The 18360-nt window shown below is 70.3% G+C and carries 22 protein-coding genes; 6 read left to right on the top strand and 16 right to left on the bottom strand.

From position 1 onward, the window contains the following. Positions 1 to 4: 4 nt before the first annotated feature. The 3 genes from ABT340_RS23500 to ABT340_RS23490 form a co-directional block, all read right to left on the bottom strand. Positions 5 to 427 (bottom strand): cupin domain-containing protein, encoded by a 423-nt coding sequence (locus ABT340_RS23500; protein WP_352012946.1) that lies wholly within the window; start codon positions 425 to 427, stop codon positions 5 to 7. 3 nt (positions 428 to 430) lie between these two features. After that, positions 431 to 1192 (bottom strand): SDR family oxidoreductase, encoded by a 762-nt coding sequence (locus tag ABT340_RS23495; protein ID WP_352012945.1) that lies wholly within the window; start codon positions 1190 to 1192, stop codon positions 431 to 433. Between the two features lie 118 nt (positions 1193 to 1310). Next, positions 1311 to 2489 (bottom strand): low temperature requirement protein A, encoded by a 1179-nt coding sequence (locus ABT340_RS23490; RefSeq protein ID WP_352012944.1) that lies wholly within the window; start codon positions 2487 to 2489, stop codon positions 1311 to 1313. Between the two features lie 153 nt (positions 2490 to 2642). Here ABT340_RS23490 and ABT340_RS23485 point away from each other — a divergent pair, with 153 nt between their 5' ends. Both ABT340_RS23485 and ABT340_RS23480 read left to right on the top strand, forming a co-directional pair. Then, positions 2643 to 3467 (top strand): SDR family oxidoreductase, encoded by an 825-nt coding sequence (locus tag ABT340_RS23485; protein WP_352012943.1) that lies wholly within the window; start codon positions 2643 to 2645, stop codon positions 3465 to 3467. Between the two features lie 201 nt (positions 3468 to 3668). Beyond that, positions 3669 to 4244 (top strand): DinB family protein, encoded by a 576-nt coding sequence (locus ABT340_RS23480; protein ID WP_352012942.1) that lies wholly within the window; start codon positions 3669 to 3671, stop codon positions 4242 to 4244. Positions 4245 to 4323: 79 nt separating this feature from the next. Here the strand turns inward: ABT340_RS23480 and ABT340_RS23475 are convergent, their stop codons facing one another. From ABT340_RS23475 to ABT340_RS23450, 6 genes are all read right to left on the bottom strand, one after another. Then, on the bottom strand, positions 4324 to 6123 hold the full coding sequence (locus ABT340_RS23475) for an ABC transporter ATP-binding protein (protein ID WP_352012941.1): 1800 nt from the start codon (positions 6121 to 6123) through the stop codon (positions 4324 to 4326). Positions 6124 to 6166: 43 nt separating this feature from the next. Beyond that, the gene (locus ABT340_RS23470; protein ID WP_352012940.1) at positions 6167 to 6580 is read right to left on the bottom strand and encodes a lasso peptide biosynthesis B2 protein; all 414 of its coding nucleotides are present in this window, start codon (positions 6578 to 6580) and stop codon (positions 6167 to 6169) included. After that, the gene (locus ABT340_RS23465) at positions 6577 to 6723 is read right to left on the bottom strand and encodes a hypothetical protein (protein WP_352012939.1); all 147 of its coding nucleotides are present in this window, start codon (positions 6721 to 6723) and stop codon (positions 6577 to 6579) included. Before ABT340_RS23465 ends, ABT340_RS23470 begins: the two co-directional genes overlap by 4 nt. After that, on the bottom strand, positions 6720 to 6992 hold the full coding sequence (locus ABT340_RS23460) for a PqqD family peptide modification chaperone (RefSeq protein ID WP_352012938.1): 273 nt from the start codon (positions 6990 to 6992) through the stop codon (positions 6720 to 6722). Before ABT340_RS23460 ends, ABT340_RS23465 begins: the two co-directional genes overlap by 4 nt. Further along, the gene (locus ABT340_RS23455; protein WP_352012937.1) at positions 6989 to 8797 is read right to left on the bottom strand and encodes an asparagine synthase-related protein; all 1809 of its coding nucleotides are present in this window, start codon (positions 8795 to 8797) and stop codon (positions 6989 to 6991) included. Before ABT340_RS23455 ends, ABT340_RS23460 begins: the two co-directional genes overlap by 4 nt. A 115-nt stretch (positions 8798 to 8912) precedes the next feature. Continuing rightward, positions 8913 to 9044, bottom strand: coding sequence for a lasso RiPP family leader peptide-containing protein (locus tag ABT340_RS23450; RefSeq protein ID WP_352012936.1), 132 nt, complete (start codon positions 9042 to 9044; stop codon positions 8913 to 8915). Positions 9045 to 9668: 624 nt separating this feature from the next. On the opposite strand from ABT340_RS23450, the gene ABT340_RS23445 reads away from it, so the two are divergent. Continuing rightward, complete coding sequence (locus ABT340_RS23445) at positions 9669 to 10346, top strand: hypothetical protein (RefSeq protein ID WP_352012935.1); 678 nt, start codon at positions 9669 to 9671, stop codon at positions 10344 to 10346. A gap of 6 nt (positions 10347 to 10352) precedes the next feature. On the opposite strand, the gene ABT340_RS23440 is transcribed toward ABT340_RS23445, so the two are convergent. The 5 genes from ABT340_RS23440 to ABT340_RS23420 form a co-directional block, all read right to left on the bottom strand. Next, complete coding sequence (locus tag ABT340_RS23440; RefSeq protein WP_352012934.1) at positions 10353 to 11078, bottom strand: hypothetical protein; 726 nt, start codon at positions 11076 to 11078, stop codon at positions 10353 to 10355. A 139-nt stretch (positions 11079 to 11217) separates the two neighbouring features. Next, a complete protein-coding gene (locus tag ABT340_RS23435) occupies positions 11218 to 12018 on the bottom strand; it encodes an ABC transporter permease (protein WP_352012933.1) in 801 nt (266 codons plus the stop codon). Beyond that, positions 12015 to 12722, bottom strand: a complete 708-nt coding sequence (locus ABT340_RS23430; protein WP_352012932.1) for an ABC transporter ATP-binding protein — start codon at positions 12720 to 12722, stop codon at positions 12015 to 12017. Before ABT340_RS23430 ends, ABT340_RS23435 begins: the two co-directional genes overlap by 4 nt. Before the next feature lie 122 nt (positions 12723 to 12844). Further along, complete coding sequence (locus tag ABT340_RS23425; RefSeq protein WP_352012931.1) at positions 12845 to 13507, bottom strand: response regulator; 663 nt, start codon at positions 13505 to 13507, stop codon at positions 12845 to 12847. After that, positions 13497 to 14954 (bottom strand): histidine kinase, encoded by a 1458-nt coding sequence (locus ABT340_RS23420; protein ID WP_352012930.1) that lies wholly within the window; start codon positions 14952 to 14954, stop codon positions 13497 to 13499. The genes ABT340_RS23425 and ABT340_RS23420 overlap by 11 nt, the downstream gene beginning before the upstream one ends. 82 nt (positions 14955 to 15036) lie before the next feature. On the opposite strand from ABT340_RS23420, the gene ABT340_RS23415 reads away from it, so the two are divergent. Next, positions 15037 to 15948 carry a hypothetical protein gene (locus ABT340_RS23415; RefSeq protein WP_352012929.1) on the top strand — a complete coding sequence of 304 codons (912 nt, stop codon included), beginning with the start codon at positions 15037 to 15039 and terminating at the stop codon, positions 15946 to 15948. 10 nt (positions 15949 to 15958) lie between these two features. On the opposite strand, the gene ABT340_RS23410 is transcribed toward ABT340_RS23415, so the two are convergent. Further along, on the bottom strand, positions 15959 to 16822 hold the full coding sequence (locus ABT340_RS23410) for an SDR family oxidoreductase (protein ID WP_352012928.1): 864 nt from the start codon (positions 16820 to 16822) through the stop codon (positions 15959 to 15961). 136 nt (positions 16823 to 16958) lie between these two features. Here ABT340_RS23410 and ABT340_RS23405 point away from each other — a divergent pair, with 136 nt between their 5' ends. Next, entirely contained in the window at positions 16959 to 17354 is a 396-nt protein-coding gene (locus ABT340_RS23405; protein WP_352012927.1) for a ChaB family protein, read from the top strand. A 204-nt stretch (positions 17355 to 17558) separates the two neighbouring features. Here ABT340_RS23405 and ABT340_RS23400 read toward each other — a convergent pair whose 3' ends face one another. Further along, positions 17559 to 17993, bottom strand: coding sequence for a hypothetical protein (locus ABT340_RS23400; protein ID WP_352012926.1), 435 nt, complete (start codon positions 17991 to 17993; stop codon positions 17559 to 17561). A gap of 84 nt (positions 17994 to 18077) precedes the next feature. On the opposite strand from ABT340_RS23400, the gene ABT340_RS23395 reads away from it, so the two are divergent. Continuing rightward, positions 18078 to 18272, top strand: coding sequence for a hypothetical protein (locus ABT340_RS23395; protein ID WP_352012925.1), 195 nt, complete (start codon positions 18078 to 18080; stop codon positions 18270 to 18272). Positions 18273 to 18360 lie beyond the last annotated feature (88 nt).

Genomic DNA, 18360 nt, shown 5'->3' with positions numbered 1-18360 from the left:
GGGGTCAGGCGGGGCGCGGGGCGCGACGGTCCCCGCGCTGGGCGAGTTCGTCCTCGTCCACGAGGGTGAGCATCGGTCTGCCCGGCTCGCACAGCATCGTGACGGTGAACCGCAGCGGGACGTCGTCGCGGTTGTTGCCGTCCTGGTAGTGGATGACGTCGCCGCCCGGCTCCCAGAAGGCCTCCCCGGCGCGGACGACACGCTCGGGCTCGCCCTCGATCTCGAACAGCATCTCGCCCTCCAGGACGTAGCCGAACGCCGGTCCCGAGTGGCGGTGCGGCGGGGTGCCCGGGTCACCGGGCGGGAACTCGATCACCACGGTCATCGCGTGCGCGCCCTGCGGGATGAACGGCGGTTCCGCCTCCTGCAGCATGGTCAGCGCCGTCTGCCATGCGTTCGATCCTGGTCTCCGCGTGCCCTCGGACATGGGTCACCTGCCCTGGGCCTGCGCCGTACGGCCTGGCCAGTCGCGGTAGCGGATCCGGCCGAGGGTGGCGCCCTCCTCCGGCACCAGGGTCCGCTCCTCCAGCTCGCTGCCGAAGTAGCGCGCGTGCGGGTCGGTGACCACCTCGCGGGGGTCGCCCCATTCGGCCAGTACGTCGCGGAAGAACTCGTCCATCTGGAACCGTTCCGGACCGGCGATCTCGATCCTGCCGTTGATCGGCGAGCCGACCGCGACCTTGCCGACCTCCTGCGCGACCTCGTCGCCCGCCATGGGCTGGAAGCGCACGGGCGCCACCCGCACCTTGTCGCCGTCCGTGGCCTCGTCGGCGATGTGCCGGACGAACTCGAAGAACTGGGTCGCGTGGACGAGGGAGAACGGGATCGACGACTTCTCGATCAGCTGTTCCTGGGCGATCTTCGCCCGGAAGTAACCGTTCTCTGGCAGCCGTTCCGTGCCGACCACCGAGACCGCGACGTGGTGACCGACGCCCGCCGCCGCCTCCGCGGCCAGCAGGTTGCCCGTGGAGGTCGTGAAGAACTCCATCACCGCGGTGGCCTCGAAGGAGGGGGAGTTCGACACGTCGACCACGACCTGGGCGCCCTCCAACACCTCCGCAAGCCCTTCACCGGTGAGGGTGTTGACCCCGGTGCTCGGCGCCGCCGCCACCGCCTGGTGACCGTGTTCGTTCAGTTTCGCCACAAGCTTCGACCCGATCAGGCCGGTTCCACCGACCACGACGATCTTCATGGCAGACCCTTTCCGCTTGTCCTCTGTCCGCCGGGGCACCCGTGTGCCAACCGGTCGCCAGCTAAGACAGGGCAGCCCCCGAGCCTGTGACAGCCGTCGCGAAAATCTTTTTTGACGGCTACGCCGCCTCCTGCCGGGACGCCCTCCCCGCGGTGATGATCGTCACCGCGACCAGCAGGACGCAGACGGCCGTGATCGCCCCGACCACGGCGGCCACCCCGATCGCGGGCGCCGCGAGGGGCAGCGCCAGGACGGCGACGACACCGCCCAGTGCCGGGACGGGACGGATGACGGGCTCCGCCGTGATGAGTCTGTGCAGGGCCCAGAGCATGGCGAGATACACCGCGGTCGGGATGGCGACGGCGTAGCCGAGGGCCGACGGCGACGCCGCCACCGCGTGCCCGCTCTGTTCGACCGCCACTTCGAGCCCGGCGCCGAGGGCCGCCAGGGCCGCGAAGATGACGTAGTGGCCGTACCCCCACAGATAGGACCGATGGCGGCGGTCGTTGAGGCCCTCCCCCGCCTCGGTGAGGAAGTAGAGCCACCACAGGGCGAACAGCAGGACGAGGGCGCAGACGGCGATGACCACGAAGGACGGCCTGATCTCCGCCGCTTCGAGTGCCCCGGCGACTCCCCGGCTCGCGGCCAGCACGCTCTCCCCGAGCAGGATGATCGTGAACAGGCCGTAGCGTTCGGCGATGTGGTGCGGGTGCCAGTTGGTGGACCTGACCCGTTCCGCCCACCTCGGCACCGCGAGTTCCAGGACGACCAGGCAGACGAAGGCCGGCAGCCAGGCGGACTCCGGCAGGACACCCGTGTCCGCGAGGACGAGCCGCAGCACCCATCCCACCTGCAGGACGGTGATGCCGGCGGCGTAGCGCAGCGCGGTGCGACGACCGGCCGGATCTTCGAGACCGGCCCGCACCCACTGGGCGACGAGCCCGATCCTCATGATGATGTAGCCCAGCGTGACGATGCCGTAGTCGGAGTGGTCGGCCGCGGCGGGCACCCCGGCGGCCAGCGTCAGCACCCCGCCCATCTGGACCATGGTCAGCAGCCGGTAGAGAACGTCGTCGGTGTCGTAGGACGAGGCGAACCACGTGAAGTTCATCCACGCCCACCAGATCGCGAAGAACACCTGCAGGAACGGCACCAGCCCGGTGAGGCCGTGACCGGCGGCGACGGCGTGCGCGAGCTGGGCGGTGACGGCCGCGACCGCGACCACGAAGGTGAGGTCGAACAGCAGCTCCAGCTGGCTGGAGACGCGGTGCGGCTCGTCGATGGCACGAGCGGTCATCCGGACCCGGATCCGGACGGACGTGCTGGCTGGTGGCACGGTCTTGCTCCTGTCGTTCGCACCTGACTGGTTCGCCATAGTCTGACCTGCCTGAAAGACAGGGCGGCGTCCCGGTCTGTGACACCTCACCGTCTCCGGTTACGGTGACGGCCCATGAGAATCTGCATCGTAGGCGCCAGCGGCTTTCTCGGCGGCGAACTCCTACGGCGGGCCGCCACCGGCCATGTCGTCGCCGCGACCTATCTGAACCGCCCGGGAACGACGGCGGGGGCCGACTGGCTGCCGCTCGACGTCCGTGACCGTACGGCCGTGGCCGACCTGGTCAGGTCCTTCGCCCCCGACGTCGTCGTCAACGCGGCCTACGACCAGGCCGACTGGACGACCACGGCGCTCGGCGCCGCCCATGTGGCCGTCGCGACCCGGGAGAACGGCGGGCGCCTGGTGCACGTGTCCAGCGACGCCGTGTTCTCCGGCAGGGCGATCACCTACACCGAGGACGACGTCCCCGACCCGATCACCCCGTACGGAGCGGCGAAGGCGGCAGCAGAGGTGGCCGTGCAGGTGATCGACCCCTCGGCCCTGATCGCCAGGACGTCCCTGATCGTCGGGGACGGCGGCTCCTCCCACGAGGCCATGGTCCACTCCCTGGCCGCGGGCCGTACGCCCGGAGCGCTGTTCACCGACGAGGTGCGCTGCCCCGTGCACGTCTCCGACCTGGCCTCGGCCCTGCTGGAGCTCGCCGCCTCCGGCCGTTCGGGGGTCCACCATGTGGCCGGGGCCGACGCGGTGAGCCGCTACGACCTCGGCCTCCTGATCGCGGAACGCGACGGCCTGGACCCGGCCCGCCTGCCCTCCGGCCGCAGCGCCGACCTCCCCTCGCCCCGCCCCCTCGACGTCCGCCTGGACTGCTCCCTGACCCGGCGACACCTGCGAACGGGACTCCGCGGCGCACGGGAGTTCCTGCGGAACGGGGCCTGACCTGGTACGCCGTACCCTCTGACGTCGGCCGAGCCGTGAGAAGTGTAGTTATGATAACCGCACTTCTCTTAGCCTCTAAGGGATCTGGGCGCGAACCCCCGAGCCCCGGGTTGCTGGTCGAGCAGGGCGTCCTGGCGTGGTGGCGCGCCTGACCGTGAAGAACGTCCACAGAAAGGGACACCGGACATGACGGAGTCAGGCGTGAAGACGGACCTTCACCGTTACCTTCAGCGCGCCCGTGACGCCATGGTGTGGAAACTCGACGGGCTGTCGGAGTACGACGCCCGCCGGCCGCTCACCCCGACGGGCACCAACCTGCTCGGCCTGGTGAAGCATCTGGCCGGGGTCGAGGCCGCCTACTTCGGCGACACCTTCGGGAGGCCGTACGGCGAGGCGCTGCCGTGGATGTCCGAGGAGGCCGAACCCAACGCGGACATGTGGGCCGACGAGAGCGAGACCCGCGAGGGGATCGTCGCGCTCTACCGCCGCGCGTGCGCGCACGCGGACACCACGATCGGCACGCTCGCCCTGGACTCCGTCGGACGGGTGGCGTGGTGGCCGCCGGAGCGCAGCGAGGTCACGCTGCACCTGATCCTGATCCACATGATCGCCGAGACCAACCGGCACGCCGGGCACGCCGACATCGTCCGGGAGCTGATCGACGGGGCCGTCGGCCTGCGGGCGGACATGGACAACATGGCGCCGGGCGACGAGGCCTGGTGGGCCCGCTACCGCGACCGGCTCGAAAAGGTGGCCCGTGAGGCCGGCCGGTCCTGACCGCGACCGGCGTTCGAGTCCGCCGGACTCGCGGCCGTGGGAAACCCCTGTGGTCTGCCGCGCTTCCGCGAGGCGGTCGTCAGGCGAGCAGCTGGTTGTGGGCGAGTTCGCGGTAGAGGGGGGAGATCCTCAGGAGTTCCTCGTGCCTGCCCTGGGCCACGACCCGGCCGTTCTCCATGACGATGATCGAGTCGGCCGCGACCACGGTCGAGAGCCGGTGCGCGATCACGATGATCGACTGGGTGCCGTCCTTGGCGCGCAGGACGTCCTGGACGACCTTCTCGTTGTTGCTGTCCAGGTTCGAGGTGACCTCGTCCAGCAGCAGGATCGGCGCGTCGGCGAGGAACGCCCGCGCGATCGCCAGCCGCTGCCGTTCGCCGCCGCTGAGCAGCACCCCGACCTCACCGACCTGGGCGTCGAGGAAGTCGTCCGTCGCGGGCAGGTTGACCCGGCGCAGGGCCTCAAGGCACCGTTCCCGGCTCGCGGTGTGCGCGCCGAGCAACAGGTTGTCCCGTACGGTGCCGGACAGCGCGGGCGCGTCCTGCTCGACGTAGGAGATCTGCCCGCGCAGCTCGTCGCGTGACAGCCGCCGCACGTCCTCGCCGAGGAAGCCGATCTCCCCCTCGGTGACGTCGTGGAACCGTTCGAGCAGGGCGAAGAGCGTCGACTTGCCCGCGCCGGACGGGCCGACCACGGCCGTCGTCCTGCCGCCGGGGAAGTCCAGGGTGACGTTCCGCAGGGCCCAGGCCTCGTCGTCGGAGCCGTTCTCCGTACGCCTCGGGTAGCGGAAGGAGACGTCCCTGAGCGTGAAGACCGGCTCGCCGGGGGTCGTCCGTGCGGGCAGGGCCGTCAGCGGGGTGTCGGTCTCCGGCTCCATCGCCTGGATCTCCATGATCCGGGTGAGCGAGCCGAAGGCCTCGCCGAGCAGGGAGACCAGGCCGCCGAACACCGTGATCGGGGTGGCCATGAGCAGCAGATACATGATGAAGGCGCTGAGCTGGCCGATGGTGAGCGAGCCCGCGGCGACCCGGATCGCCCCGGCGGCGACGACCGCGACGAGCAGCAGCTGTACGGCGACGCCGGAGAAGGTCTGCACGACGGCCCGCAGCCGGGCGACGGCGAAGCCCGCGTCGAGGGCCTCGCGGGCCCGTTCCACGGCGGAGTCGGCCTCGCGGGTGGTCGAGACGGTGGCACGGATGGTCCGTATCGCGCCGAGTGCCCGGGTGACGACGGTGGCCAGGTCGCCGACGGCGTTCTGCGCGCGCAACCCGGCCGGGCGGGTACGCCGTCCGATCAGGTAGACCGCCACGATGACCACGAAGATGGCCAGTGCCGCGAGCGCCAGCAACACCCAGTCGATCAGCGCCATCATGACAATGGAGACCAGCACCGTGATCAGGCTGGTGGCCAGCTCGACCAGTCCCGAACTGAGGATGGACCGGGTCTGGGAAACGTCGGTGGTGATCCTGGAGACGAGGTCGCCGCGCTCACGCCGTTCGAGCACGCCGATCGGCAGCCGGTAGACGTGCCTGATCAGCCGTTTCCTGGTGTCGAAGGCGAAGCGTTCGCCCGAGCGCTGCAGGACGTACTGTTCGAGCCCGTTGAGGGTGGCGCTGGCCACCAGCAGCGCGAACATGAGCCCCAGCGCCCCATACGGCACGCCCCCGGCGAACCCGTCGACCGTCGAGGAGACCAGCAGCGGCTGCAGCGCCGCGAGCACGGTCGAGGCGGCGCCGAACGCGAACGCCACGACCATGCTCGGGCGGTACGGCCTCAGCAGGGCCAGCGCCTGCCGGAACCCGGCGACCTGGGGTGCCGCCTGTCCGGACCCGGGGGTGGCGTCCGGTGCCACGGTCTCCTGCGCGACTACGGTGGTCACGGTATACGACCTCGTTTCCGGAAATTTCAGGAAATTGTGGGGGTCAGCGGTGGGGGACCGACATGACGGCGTGGAAGTGCGCCACCACCTCGGGCTCTCCGATCGGCACTCCGTCCACCTCGACCCAGGCGTGCGCGACGAAGGGGTCGGGCCGGAAGCCGGTCTTCCACGCGGGCGGCGCGCCGTACAGGCGGCCGAGCAGCATGACCGCGACCGAGCGTTGCAGGCAGCCCTCGCCCGCGCAGCGGCGGCTGACGCTGTTGACCGCGTCACGCCAGGCGAGCACGTCCGCCGCCACAGGTGGCCGGGTGCCCCTGGCCAGCAGGTTCAGCACGCGGCGCAGCAGGTGCGGGGAGAGCCTGGACAGCGGCAGGGCGAGCGCGGCGGCGGTCCTGGCGGCGACGGCGGGCCTGCGGCGCAGCCGTACCCGGCGCTGCGGCATGATCGGCGCGCTCACAGCGACCACCCCGCCGGCAGGCCGCTCATCCTGAGCGAACCCGTCAGGAAGCCGTTCGTCGCGAGCGATCCCGCCGACAGGCCTTCCATGGCGGGCGATCCCGTCGGCGGGCTCGTGAAGAGCTCCTTCGGCAGGCCGTTCACGACAGCTTCCCCTCGATGAGCTTGGCGCGGCGCAGTTCGTCGAACAGGGCCAGGTGGTCGGAGCGGACCCGCTCGGCGTCGGCCCCGGTCTCCCTGGCGATCTGGCCGACCAGGTCGTCGAGGGCGCGGCCCCGGCCGAGTTCCTCGACCATCGTGATCGCCGTCTGGTTGAGGTGCCAGTAGACGCCGCGTCTGGTGTCGAGGATGACCTTGCCGTCCTCGACCTCGACGATCGACAGGCCCTGCCTGAGGTGAACCACGGTCGTCACTCCCCCTGTCCCACGGAGCGCAGCCAGCGCTCGGCGATCACGATGTTGTCCAGGTCGGTGTAGGCGGTCCCGCTCGTGGTGTACCGCTCGGCCAGGCGCAGGACGCGTTCGGCGGAGACCAGGCCCAGGTCCTCAAGGGCGGAGCCGTCGGCGAAGAGCCTTCGCAGCACCGGTTTGACCGCCTGGTGCTGGGCGAACACCTCGGCGGTGTAGTCGCCCTTGTCCGGCCTGGTGAAGTAGTCGAGCGCCATCGCCGGGGGCCTGGCCGCCGCGAGCAGCGGTTTGGCCGGGTACTGGTGGCTGCGCGCGCCGACGCCGAGCGCCAGGGCGGCCTCGACGACGCGCCGGTCGAGATACGGGCTGTCGAAGGTGATCCCGCCCGGGGTCGCGGCCTGGTTCATCCGCCGTACGACGTTGCCGTGCACCACGAGGTAGTCGAGGATCTGGTTGACCGTACGGTCCTCGGAGAAGGCTCCCCGTTCCCCGAGCACCGCGTCGGCGGCCAGTCGTCGCAGGTGTTCACGGGCGGTCTCGGTCAGCGCCGGGTGCACCTTCGGCAGCGGCACCCAGCGGGAGTAGGCGGCCACCCCCTCGTCACGGACGCCGAAGTCGTGCCGGGCGATCCTGCGCAGGTCGTCCAGGTAGGAGCCCCGCTCGGCGAGCATCCGGACGGTCTGGCCGAGCGGGTGCCGGTTGAGCACCCGGAACCGCCACGTACGGCGGTAGCGCCCCTTCTCCCGCGAGTGGAACAGCGACCAGAGCATCGTGGAGACCGAGCCGAACAGGGCGTCGCCCGCGTGACCGTTGAGGTGCAGCGTGGTCCCGGTCTCCTTCATGACCTCCTCGATCATGGAGACCGAGGCCAGCGCGGCGTTGGCGATGCCCGGCCCCTCCGGCGCCGTGGCCACCGTGCCCGTCCGCTCGTCCAGCAGGTGCGGGATGACCGAGCCGTACGGCACGCTGTGGTGGTCGACGCCCAGTTCCGCGGCGGCGCGGCCCGCCCATCGGTGGTCGTTGTTGGCGACGTTGGCCGAGGCGAGGAAGAGCGTGTGCGGCTTGAGGCCGAGGTCGGCGAGGAAGAAGCAGAGCGTCGTGGAGTCGAGGCCGCCGGACAGGTCGGCGCTGATCTCCTGGTGTCCCGCCGTTCTGAGGCGTAGCGCCTCGGTGACGGCCCCGCGCAACTCCTCCGCGAGGTCGTCGACGGAGCGGCCGGGGTGGGGCGGTCGCCACCACACCGTGCGGGCGGGGGCGCGGTCGTTCCAGGAGTCGAGCCACTCGCCGGGGCCGGTGACGTGCACGCCCTCCCAGACGCTCCTGAGTCCGTAGGCGTGTGTGATCTCCGCGTCGGTGAGCCTGCTCGCCAGGACGGCCGGGTCGGGGCGCAGCCGGGCCAGGGTCCTGAGCGTGTGCTGGTCGTCGGAGATCAGGGGCACCCCGTCGACCATGGCCCAGCACAGGGCGCGGGTGAGCAGGAGCGGGCCCTGCGAGCGCATGCGCGTGTTCTCTCTGGCGAAGAGCAGGAGGTCGCCCTCGACGAGCCGCTCGGCGACCGAATCGAGTTCCCTGACCGTTTTCCTGTCGCCGACGAGCCGGGCAAGATCGCTTTCTGTGAATGCCGTTCCGCTGTTTCCCAGGAGAATGACGTCGATATCCCTGTTTCCCGCCCGCACGATCCCACGGCCGTCGCCGCCGATGATCCACGGGAATCCCGATGGATGTCGGAACAGGATCTCTCCCGCGTGCTCGACGATCTCGTTCACGAGTGCGGGACGCAAAGGGATGTCTGGCAGGACTACCACAGGCATGGCGAAATTCCCGGCCTTTTCATCGTGTTCCGCGTCGATGGGAATTGGGTAGGGTTGGACGGGCACGGAGCAGGTGTCTGCTGCTCCGTGCCCGCGCTCAGCCGTCCCTCGCGGGTTACGCCGGCGGGTGGATCACGATCAGCGCGCGGAAGCCGAGGATGTCGTGCTCACGGGCGCTGCCGAGGCTCTTGGTGACGTCCTCGAACGATCCGATCCGGGTCAGCGTGGGCGCGGTGTAGTCACTCACGGTGTACTCCTCTCTCATGTGGGTCGTTGGTGCGTCGGCACCGGCCGGTGCCCACACAGAAAGCTAAGCCGCCCGTCCGCCCGGGGTAATCTCGGCGATCCGAGAAGTCGTCCGGTTGCCGTTGGGGAAAAACATTGATACACGCGCGCGTACCGACCGATTAGTGATCTGGTTCACTGTCGCACGTGACCGCAATGACTCTCCGTAGTCAATGCGAACGGATATGGAGTTCTCCCAGCTTCCGGCGCGTCCGAGAACACCCATTAACAGTGCGTCCCGATCAGCCGCTTCACCCCTGCGGCCACCCTTGTAGCCATGAGCGCACATGTCTTACATTAAGGGTGATTTTCGGCTGCCTGATGGTGAATTCTCCGGCCGTTCGCCCGTTTTCAGGCTGGCATAAAACTACAAAAAGGACGCTGTGACCTGTCCAGACCGGACGACATCATCGGGAGGTGACGATTCTCGCTTCGCACAGCAGCCGACCGGTCGGCGTCGCCACCGCGGCGGCTCCTCCGTAGGCCTGCCCGAGGACACCGACGAGACGATCCGAGGAGCGACGTACGGCCACACCCCAGAGTTTCTTGATCAGCACGGGGAGCCATGAAGAACAACGGGGAAGCGATGAACAAGAAGATCACGATCCAGGGCCCCGCCGAGATCGGTGAGACGGCCACCCAGATCAGCCTGACCGCCGGGCAGTCCGCCACGATCGGAGCCTGTCGCTGCGGACACTGCAGGGTCGACCTGCGCATCGACACCGACGAACTGCCACCGGCGATCGGCCGCGTCACCGCCCACACCGGATTCTGGTCGCTGAGCAACCTGTCCGGCGAGGCACCAATGACCGTGACGAACATGGACGACTGGTACCAGTACCTTGTGGTCGAACCCGGACGCCGCGACGTGCCCGTCCCGTTCGAACTGGCGCAGATCGAACTGGCCCCCTCACCCAACGCCCCCAAAGTGGCCGTCTTCGGCTACGAGCCGCAGTACACCTCCCAGGACCGCCTGGTGATGTGCCAGTCGCCGCCACCGCGTCCGCTGCTCGACCGCCGTTCAACCTATTTCTCCGTCCTGTCCGAACTCTGTCGCGACAGGCTGAACGGCACCATGGACGCGAGCCTGCCCACCTCCGTGGAGATCGCCGACAAGCTGCGCACCCGCTACCGGTCCATCAGCCCGCGTGCCGTCGACGCCCACATCAAGTACGTCAGCGAGAAGCTGCGACTCCCCAAGGGAGCGGGCCGGGACGCGCTCGTCGCCGTGGTCATCCGGGCGAACCTGCTGCACCAGTCGTGACGCCCCTCAGCTGTCCCGCCGTACGGTGACCACCCAGGCGGCGCCGACGAACACCGCGGCCCAGGCCAGGAGCACCCCGAAACCGGCGGGACGGCTGAGCGCCAGCACCGGGCTCGTGGGGGTGCCGAGGAAGCTCAGCGTCGCCTCGTGCGGCAGCAGCCGTACGAGGCCGGGCAGCAGGCCCGCGAGCATCGGGGAGACCAGGATCGGCAGGATGAACAGTACGGCCAGCGGGGTGACGACCGTCCTGGCCAGAACCGCGAAACCACACCCGAGAAGGCCGAGCAGCAGATAGGCCGTCACCTCGGCGGGCAGGCCGTCCACCGCCTGCCGTACGAGAAGACCGGGGAGCAGCACGGCCGTCGCCGCCACGACGGCCGTCCCCGCGCCGGCCAGGAGCTTGGCCAGGAAGAACCGGTTGCGGTCGGGCGTCGCGATGAGGCTGACCCGCAGCTGCCCGCCGTACTCCCTGCCCGCGGCGAAGACCGGGACGGCGACGAAGGCGTAGACCGGGGCCAGCATCACGGTGCCGAGCTGGGCGATGGCGACCGGTCCGCCCTGGGAGGCGACGCGCACGGTGTCGGAGGCCGCGAGCAGGCCCAGCAGCGTGTTGGCCACCAGGGTGACGGCCAGCGCGATCCAGGTCGCGGGCAGGGTGCGGATCTTGGTGAACTCGGCGCGCGTCAGGTCGGCCAGCCCGATCGCCTCCCACCGTTCGGAGAGGCCGGTCATCGCGCGTTCTCCTCGTCACGGGGGAGCCGCGTTTCCTCTCCGGCGCGCGGGAGTCGCGCGGGGACGTCGCCCCGTGGGGGTCGCCCGTTCCCCTCGCCGCGTGGGAGTCGCGTGTGCTCCCCGTCGCGTGGCAGGTTCGTCATCGCGCGTCCCTCCTGGCGAGCAGGAAGGCGGCCACGACCGTGGTCACCAAAGGCCAGGCGACCAGCACCACCATGGCGTGTCCCGGCCCCGCGGAGAGCGTGTTCTCCACCGGGTTGAGCAGCAGGTTGCGGCCCGCGCTGAGCGGGAACAGCGCGTCGAGGGCCGGGGAGAACACGGCCAGGAGCTGCGTCATGGTGACCGCGATCAGCCCGACGGTGACCGCGACACCCGTGAGGGTGCTGCGGGCGATCACCGTGATCGCGAAGCTGATCAGGCCGGTCAGCACCGCGAAGGCGACGAACTTCCCCTGCCCGATCCAGGCTCCCGGGCTCACCAGCAGGCCCGGATTCCAGTCCCTGACCGCGGCGTACATGAACGCCGTGCTGACCCCGGCGACGACCACGGCCACGAACAGCAGGTAGACGGTGGCCGCGACGGTCTTGGCGACGATCAGCCGCCCCCGGCGCGGCACCGCGAGCAGCGTCTGCCCGAGCTGCGGGGTACGGAACTCCTGTCCGGCGATGACCGCCCCGAGGCCGGGCAGGAACAGCCCCATCTGGAACGACGACGCCACCAGGAAGTCGACGATCGCCCGGTTGGCGGGCTGCGGATCATCGGCGAACAGCTCGATCATGCCGTCCGGGGTGATGGCGCGCACCGCCTCGATGTTGATCCCCACGTTCGCGTAGGAGACCAGCAGGTGCAGGGCGAGGATCACACCGGTGACGATCCACACCGTGCGCAGGGTGACGATCTTCGTCAGTTCGGCCCTGGTCGCTGCGAACACGGCGCTCACCACCCCACCTGGCCGCCGGTGAGCGCGAAGAAGGCCGTCTCCAGCGACGCGTGCCCCTCGGTGATCTCCTCGATCGAGCCGCGCGCGACGATCCTTCCCTGGGCGATGACGACCGCCTCGTCCGCCGTCTCGGCCATCTCCGCCATCAGGTGGCTGGACAACAGCACGGTACGGCCGGAGGCCGCGAACTCCCGCAGGAAGGTGCGCACCCAGCGGATGCCGTCTGGGTCGAGCCCGTTGACCGGTTCGTCGAGCACCAGGATCTCCGGGTCGCCGAGCAGCGCCGCGGCGATGCCGAGGCGCTGCCCCATGCCGAGGGAGTACTTCTTGACCCGCTGCTTGGCCGCGTCGCCGAGGCCGACCAGGTCGAGCACCTCCCGTACCCGGCTCCGGGGGATGCGGTTGCTCTGCGCGATCCACGTGAGATGGTCGATCGCGCGACGCTCGGGCACCGGCCCCGCCCCGTCGAGCAGCGCCCCGACCTTGCGCAACGGATGGCTCAGGTCGCGGTACGGCCTGCCGTCGATCAGCGCGGTGCCGCTCGTCGGGTGGTCGAGACCGAGCAGCACCCGCAACGTGGTGGACTTGCCCGCGCCGTTCGGGCCGAGGAAGCCGGTCACCGTACCCGGCCGTACGGTGAAGCTGACGTCGTCGACCGCCGTCTTCGCGCCGTAGCGCTTGCTGAGCCGTGAAACCTCGATCATCGCCCGCCTCGTGTCACCTGGGATCCGGACGTCCAGCGTGCTCCCGGTCGCCCCGGCCCCGCGTCACCCGAAAGTGGACAACCACCGACCACCCTGGACCCGTGGTGTTCGAGAGCGGACGGTTACCGGGGTTCGCGCAGCAGTCCCGCCTCGTGGGCGAGCACCGCCAGGTGCGTACGGTCGTTGACCCCCAGCTTGGCGAACATCCGGCGAAGGTAGGTGCGGACCGTCTCCAGACTCAGGAACAGCTCGTCGGCGATCTGCTGGTTGGAACGGCCCCTGGCGACCAGCCGGATGACCTGCAGTTCCCGTTCGGACAGGACGTGCTCGGCGAAGGGGTGCCGTTCGACGGGCCGCTCGGGCGCGAACCGGTCGAGCAACCGCGCCGTCACCTCGGGGGCGAGCATGGCGTTGCCCTCGTGGACCGTACGGACGGCCCGCAGGATCTCCGCCGGGGAGGCGTTCTTCAGCAGGAAGCCCGAGGCCCCGACCGTGAGGGCCCGGTGCACGTACTCGTCCAGGTCGAAGGTGGTCAGCATGACGACCCTGGTGGTCGTGTCGGCCACGATGCGTCGCGCGGCCTCGATCCCGTCGGTTCCCGGCATCTGCACGTCGAGCAGCGCCACATCCGGTCGCAGCGCGGTGACCAGTCTGGCCGCCTCAAGCCCGTCGGCCGCCTCCCCGGCGAACCGGAAGCCCGCCGTACGCTCGAACAGCTTCCGGTAGGCCCCACGCATGCCCGCGTCGTCGTCGGCCAGAAAGACCGACACCACCTCAGCGGACATCATCACCTCCCTCGAAACCCCGCCCCTGAACACCGGCCTGGCTTTGCCTCTGAACGCCGTCCTCGTCTCGCCCTCGAACCGCGGCCTGACTTCTCCCCTGGGCCGAGACCCGGTCTTGTTCCTGAGCCGTGGCCTGGCTTTGCCCCGGAGCACCGGTCCGGCTTTGGCCCTGAACGTCGGCCTCGCCTCGCTCCTGAACACCGTTCTGGCTTTGTCCCTGAACGCCGGCCTGGTTTCTCCTCTGAGTCGTGGCCTGGCCCTGGTCGTTGAGGGGCAGTCTGGCCTCGACCGCGAATCCGCCCTCCGGCCGGGCGCCCCAGGTCACCGTCCCACCGGCCAGGCGGACCCGTTCACGCATACCCCGCAGGCCGACCCCCGCGCCGGCGGACCGGACCGCGTCCCGGCCTGCGAGCGCCCCGCCGTCGGCGACCCTGACCACCAGGGCGTCGCGCTCCCGGTGCAGGTCAACGACGCATGTCGCGCCGGGGGCATGCCGTACCACGTTGCCCAGCGCCTCCTGAACAACCCTGAACGCCACCGCCCCCACCACGTCCCCGACCTTCCCGGTCGTCTCCGGACCGATTCCCGGACCGAGCCCCGCGTCGCCCTCCGTACCGCCCTCCCGGGTGGGCCCCCGGTTGGGCCCCGCGCCGATCCCCGGGCCGAGTTCCCGGCTGATCCGTGTCTCGACGTCGATTCCGGCGGCGCGGGTCGCGGTGATGACCGCCGCGATGCCGTCGAGGCCCGGCCCCGGGCCGCCGTCCGGGTCGCGGAGCGTCCGCACCAGCGCCTGCACGTCCTCAAGCGCCCGGCGCGTGTGGGTCTCCACCTCCGCCAGGGTCTCGCGCAGCTCGGCCTCCCCGACGTCGGGGAGGCTCAGGACCACCCCGGACTGCGCCAGCGTCACCCCCAGCGCGTGCCCGACCACGTCGTGGACGTCACGTGCCACCTCAAGCTGCACGCGCATCCGCTCCGTCTCCCGCGCGGACTCGATCTGCCTGCCGGTGGTCGTGCCGAACAGCCACGACGCACTGAGCGCGGCCACCGCGATGACCACCCGTTCCCCGAGGCCGCGAGCGGCCCCCTCGGGAACGGCGACGACCAGCGCCAGCGCCGCGAACATGGCCGCCAGCATCACGACCGCCACCCGCGTACGGCGCGCCCGCTCGACCGCGAGCGGATACAGGCACCAGGCCGCGGCCAGCATCGGGTCCTGGCAGACCCCCAGGGCACCGCCAACGACGGTCGCGGCCCCCGCGGTGACCGTCGCGGCGAACGGCAGCCGCCCACGCAGGACCATCGCCCCCGCGGTCACCACCGCCAGCACCGCTCCCACGGCGACGTACGGCCAGGCGACTGCCTGAGCCGTCGGCAACGCCCAGAACATCCCGACAACGGCGACCGCCGCGACGACGTCCGCCCCAACCCCCCGCCCCCAACTCCGCACCCCAGCACCGTAGGCGACGGACTCCCGGGACGGCCACTACGCTGAAGATCACTAAGCCCGTCGACGCCGAGAGGACGTACCGATGCCGGAACTCGCGGTGGCATCGCGCCTCTACGCCGTCCTGGCCGTCTCGGGGCCGGTGGTCCTGACGGCCTTCGGTATCGGCGGAGGCGACCTCCCCTGGTTCTGCTCCTCGGAGAGCCCCTACCTGCCGGAGGGTCCGTACGCGCTGGGGAGCGTCCCCGCGGAGGCGCTGTTCCTCGGGGTCCTGCTGCTGCCGGTCGTCGTCGCCGGCCTCGTCTCGTACGGCTCGCGCAGGGCCGTGCTCTCCGCCGCCCTCGTGACCGGCGCCGTCCTCGTTCTCGGCCTTCTCGTCTCCGGCCCCGACCCGTGCACCGGCCAGATCCGTACGGCCTCCTCCCCCTGGCCTCTGCTCATCTGTTACCCGCTGGCCGTCGGGGCCCTGCTCCTGGCGGCCCGGCATCCCCTGCCCACCAGGCGGTACGGCTTCGCCCCGTGGGCGGCCGTCCTCCCCGCCGCGTGGGGCGCGTTGTGCGACCGGCCCGTCTCCGCGTTCGACGAACGTTCGTTCACCGTCTTCTTCGACGTGGCGCCGGGGTCTTCAGGAGACGTTCCCCAGTGGCTCTGCGCCGCTCTCCAGTGGTTCACCCAGGCCGACAGGATCGGCCTGCCGGTCACCCTCGTCGCCCTGGCCGCGATCGCGCACGCCACCGGCCTGTCACGGTGGATCGGCGCCACGGTCGCGGCGGTCCTTCTCCTCTTCCCGGTCCTCGACGTCTTCCTGCTCGACGAACTCCTCCTCGTACGGTCGCACCTGCCGCTCGCCGCCCTCCTCGTCGTCTGGACCGCCCGGCCCGCCCGGTTGGAGGTCGGGCCCGGGTCCCTCGCCAGGATGCGGACCGTCGCCGTGACGGCCGTGGTCGTCCTCTGCGCCCTCTGGCTGGTCGTCTCCTCCTACGGTCCGTCCCGATGACCTCGAAGGATCAGCCGGGGAGGGTCTCGCCGCCGACCGGGGCCAGGATCTCGCCCGTGTAGTAGGACGACAGGCGGTCGGAGGCGAAGAAGACGTAGGACGGGGCGATCTCGTCGGGGTCGGCGGCCCGTTCCATGGGCGCCTGCTCGCCGAACTTGCCCACCTTCTCCGGTGGCATGGTGGCCGGGATGAGCGGTGTCCACACCGGCCCCGGGGCCACGGCGTTGACCCGGATGCGGCGTTCGAGCAGGTTCTGCGCCATCGAGTAGGTGAAGGCGTTGATCGCGCCCTTGGTCGTGGCGTAGTCGATCAGGGTCTTGTTGCCGCGCAGGCCGTTGATCGAGGAGGTGTTGACGATGGCCGACCCCTCGCCCATGTGCCGCAGCGCCGCCCTGGTGACCCGGAAGTAGCTGTGGATGTTGACGGCGAAGGTGTACTCCCACTGTTCGTCGTCCAGCTCGTCGAGCGAGTCGACCGGTTGCTGGTAGGCGACGTTGTTGACGAGCACGTCGAGCCCGCCGAGTTCGCTCACCGTACGGTCCACCACGTCGGCGCAGTGGGCGGCCTGGGAGAGGTCTCCCGGCAGCAGTACGCACCGCCGTCCGGCCTCCTCGACCAGCTTGCGGGTGTGCTCGGCGTCCTCGTGCTCGGACAGGTAGGCGATCGCGACGTCCGCTCCCTCCTTCGCGAACGCCACGGCGACGGCCCTGCCGATTCCCGAGTCACCCCCGGTGATCAGTGTCCGCCGGTCCCTGAGCAGGCCACGGCCCTCGTAGTCGCGCATCTCGTCCCGGGGAGCGGGGGTCATGTCGCCGCTGCTGCCCGGGTACGGCTGCTGCTGTTCTGGTGGTGTCTGGCGTGGTTCATCAGGCATTTCCCCCACGTGCCCCACCCCCTGATCGGCTAACAGGACATAACTGTTGATTTCACAATTGAATGATGTTTCGGGATGGATTGAGGGGTATGGCCCGGATGAGGCCAACATCCGACCCGGAGAAGAGGTGACGATCATGCCCGTCCGTCAGGAACTACCCGAGACACTCAAACGCTCTCCCAAGAAGGCCCAGGAGACGTGGATCAAGGCCCACGACTCCGCGGTCAAGGAGTACGGCGAGGGGGAACGCGCCCACCGGACGGCCAACGCCGCCCTCAAGCACTCCTTCGAGAAGATCGGCGACCACTGGGAGCCCAAGAGCAGGAAAGGCCCCTCCGACAGGCAGGCGGCCCGGCACACTCCCAAGCGCGGGAAGACCGCCGAAGGCGTCGACGCCAACTCCTCCAAGCAGCATCTGTACGACGTGGCCAGGCGGCTGGACGTGCCGGGAAGGTCGTCCATGACCAAGACCGAACTCGTCGACGCGATCAAGAAGGCCAACCGCAGGGCGTCCGCCAAGGCGCGCTCCTGACACACGGGGCGACGGGAGGGGCGACCGGCCTTCCACGAGGGACGACCCGACCGCGAGGGGCGCCTCCGGGAGGACCCGGCCGCCGCGACGACCGGCTCCAGGAGAGCCCGGATCGCCCGCGAAGGCCGGCTCCCGCGAGAACCGAGTCCCGTGAGGGTCGGCTCCCACGGGGTCGGCACCCGTGAGGATCGGCTCCCGTGAGGGTCAGCTCACCCCTCCCACGACCGCCCCGCCCTCCCGTGCCGCCGCCGTGTAGAACGGGCCGAGGCCCGCGAACCCGTCCTGCCCGGCGGCGGCGAAACCCCACCCCTCACCGGCCAGGCCCCGCGCGACCTCCGCCACCCGCTCCGGATCGAGGGCGAACGGCGGACCGTACCCGAACGTGTGGCCTTGCAGGTCGTGTTCGCCGTCCGCGCCGGTCGCCGCCGCGAGCCAGGGGTAGTGCCGTCCCCATCGCGCGTCCCCGTGCTCGGCCTCGGCCCTGCCCTCCGCGATGTCGCCGAGGGCCAGGTAGTCGTCCGTGAACACGTCCTCCTCCCGGGAGTGCCCGGAGAGGATCTCCCCCGCCAGCTCGGGCCTCGCCCGTACGGCCCACAGCACCTCGGGGTCGATCCTCACCAGCGTCAACCGCATGGACACCGCGTCCGCCTTCCGCCGTACCGAGCCGGACGACCATGATCGCAGGCCCGATTTCTCACGTGTCCGTCCTTTAAGGTGCCGGGTATGACCGGCTGCTCCCATCTGGAGGGCCTGGTGGTCACGGGTCCGGCGCGAGGCCGGATGTGGGCCAACGGCATCATGAGCGACGAGGGGTTCCAGCCGTTGTTCGACGACGACGGCGCGCCCCTCGGGTTCGCCCGCTGGTATCTCCGCTGGCTTGAGGAGGCCGAGGCCCAGGTGCTGCCCAGTGCCCGCTGATACACCGATATTTCTGGATATATGGATTACCTGATCGATCCGAAAGGAGGCGGTGTGCGCTAATCGCCGATGTGATCGGCCGTCACCG

Origin of the sequence: Streptosporangium sp. NPDC000239 (genome assembly GCF_040300765.1) — a bacterium.
In the GTDB taxonomy this organism is placed as follows: Bacteria; Actinomycetota; Actinomycetes; order Streptosporangiales; family Streptosporangiaceae; genus Streptosporangium.
The sequence above is the reverse complement of the archived record's forward strand: the minus strand, read 5'-3'. Positions and strand labels throughout refer to the sequence as shown.

Coding starts and splice junctions, on each gene's coding strand:
- ABT340_RS23405 (WP_352012927.1), top strand. CDS start 16,959: ATGCCCGTCCGTCAGGAACTACCCGAGACACTCAAACGCTCTCCCAAG.
- ABT340_RS23455 (WP_352012937.1), bottom strand. CDS start 8,797: ATGCCTGTGGTAGTCCTGCCAGACATCCCTTTGCGTCCCGCACTCGTG.
- ABT340_RS23495 (WP_352012945.1), bottom strand. CDS start 1,192: ATGAAGATCGTCGTGGTCGGTGGAACCGGCCTGATCGGGTCGAAGCTT.
- ABT340_RS23445 (WP_352012935.1), top strand. CDS start 9,669: ATGAACAAGAAGATCACGATCCAGGGCCCCGCCGAGATCGGTGAGACG.
- ABT340_RS23440 (WP_352012934.1), bottom strand. CDS start 11,078: ATGACCGGCCTCTCCGAACGGTGGGAGGCGATCGGGCTGGCCGACCTG.
- ABT340_RS23415 (WP_352012929.1), top strand. CDS start 15,037: ATGCCGGAACTCGCGGTGGCATCGCGCCTCTACGCCGTCCTGGCCGTC.
- ABT340_RS23485 (WP_352012943.1), top strand. CDS start 2,643: ATGAGAATCTGCATCGTAGGCGCCAGCGGCTTTCTCGGCGGCGAACTC.
- ABT340_RS23425 (WP_352012931.1), bottom strand. CDS start 13,507: ATGTCCGCTGAGGTGGTGTCGGTCTTTCTGGCCGACGACGACGCGGGC.
- ABT340_RS23490 (WP_352012944.1), bottom strand. CDS start 2,489: ATGACCGCTCGTGCCATCGACGAGCCGCACCGCGTCTCCAGCCAGCTG.
- ABT340_RS23500 (WP_352012946.1), bottom strand. CDS start 427: ATGTCCGAGGGCACGCGGAGACCAGGATCGAACGCATGGCAGACGGCG.
- ABT340_RS23410 (WP_352012928.1), bottom strand. CDS start 16,822: ATGCCTGATGAACCACGCCAGACACCACCAGAACAGCAGCAGCCGTAC.
- ABT340_RS23395 (WP_352012925.1), top strand. CDS start 18,078: ATGACCGGCTGCTCCCATCTGGAGGGCCTGGTGGTCACGGGTCCGGCG.
- ABT340_RS23430 (WP_352012932.1), bottom strand. CDS start 12,722: ATGATCGAGGTTTCACGGCTCAGCAAGCGCTACGGCGCGAAGACGGCG.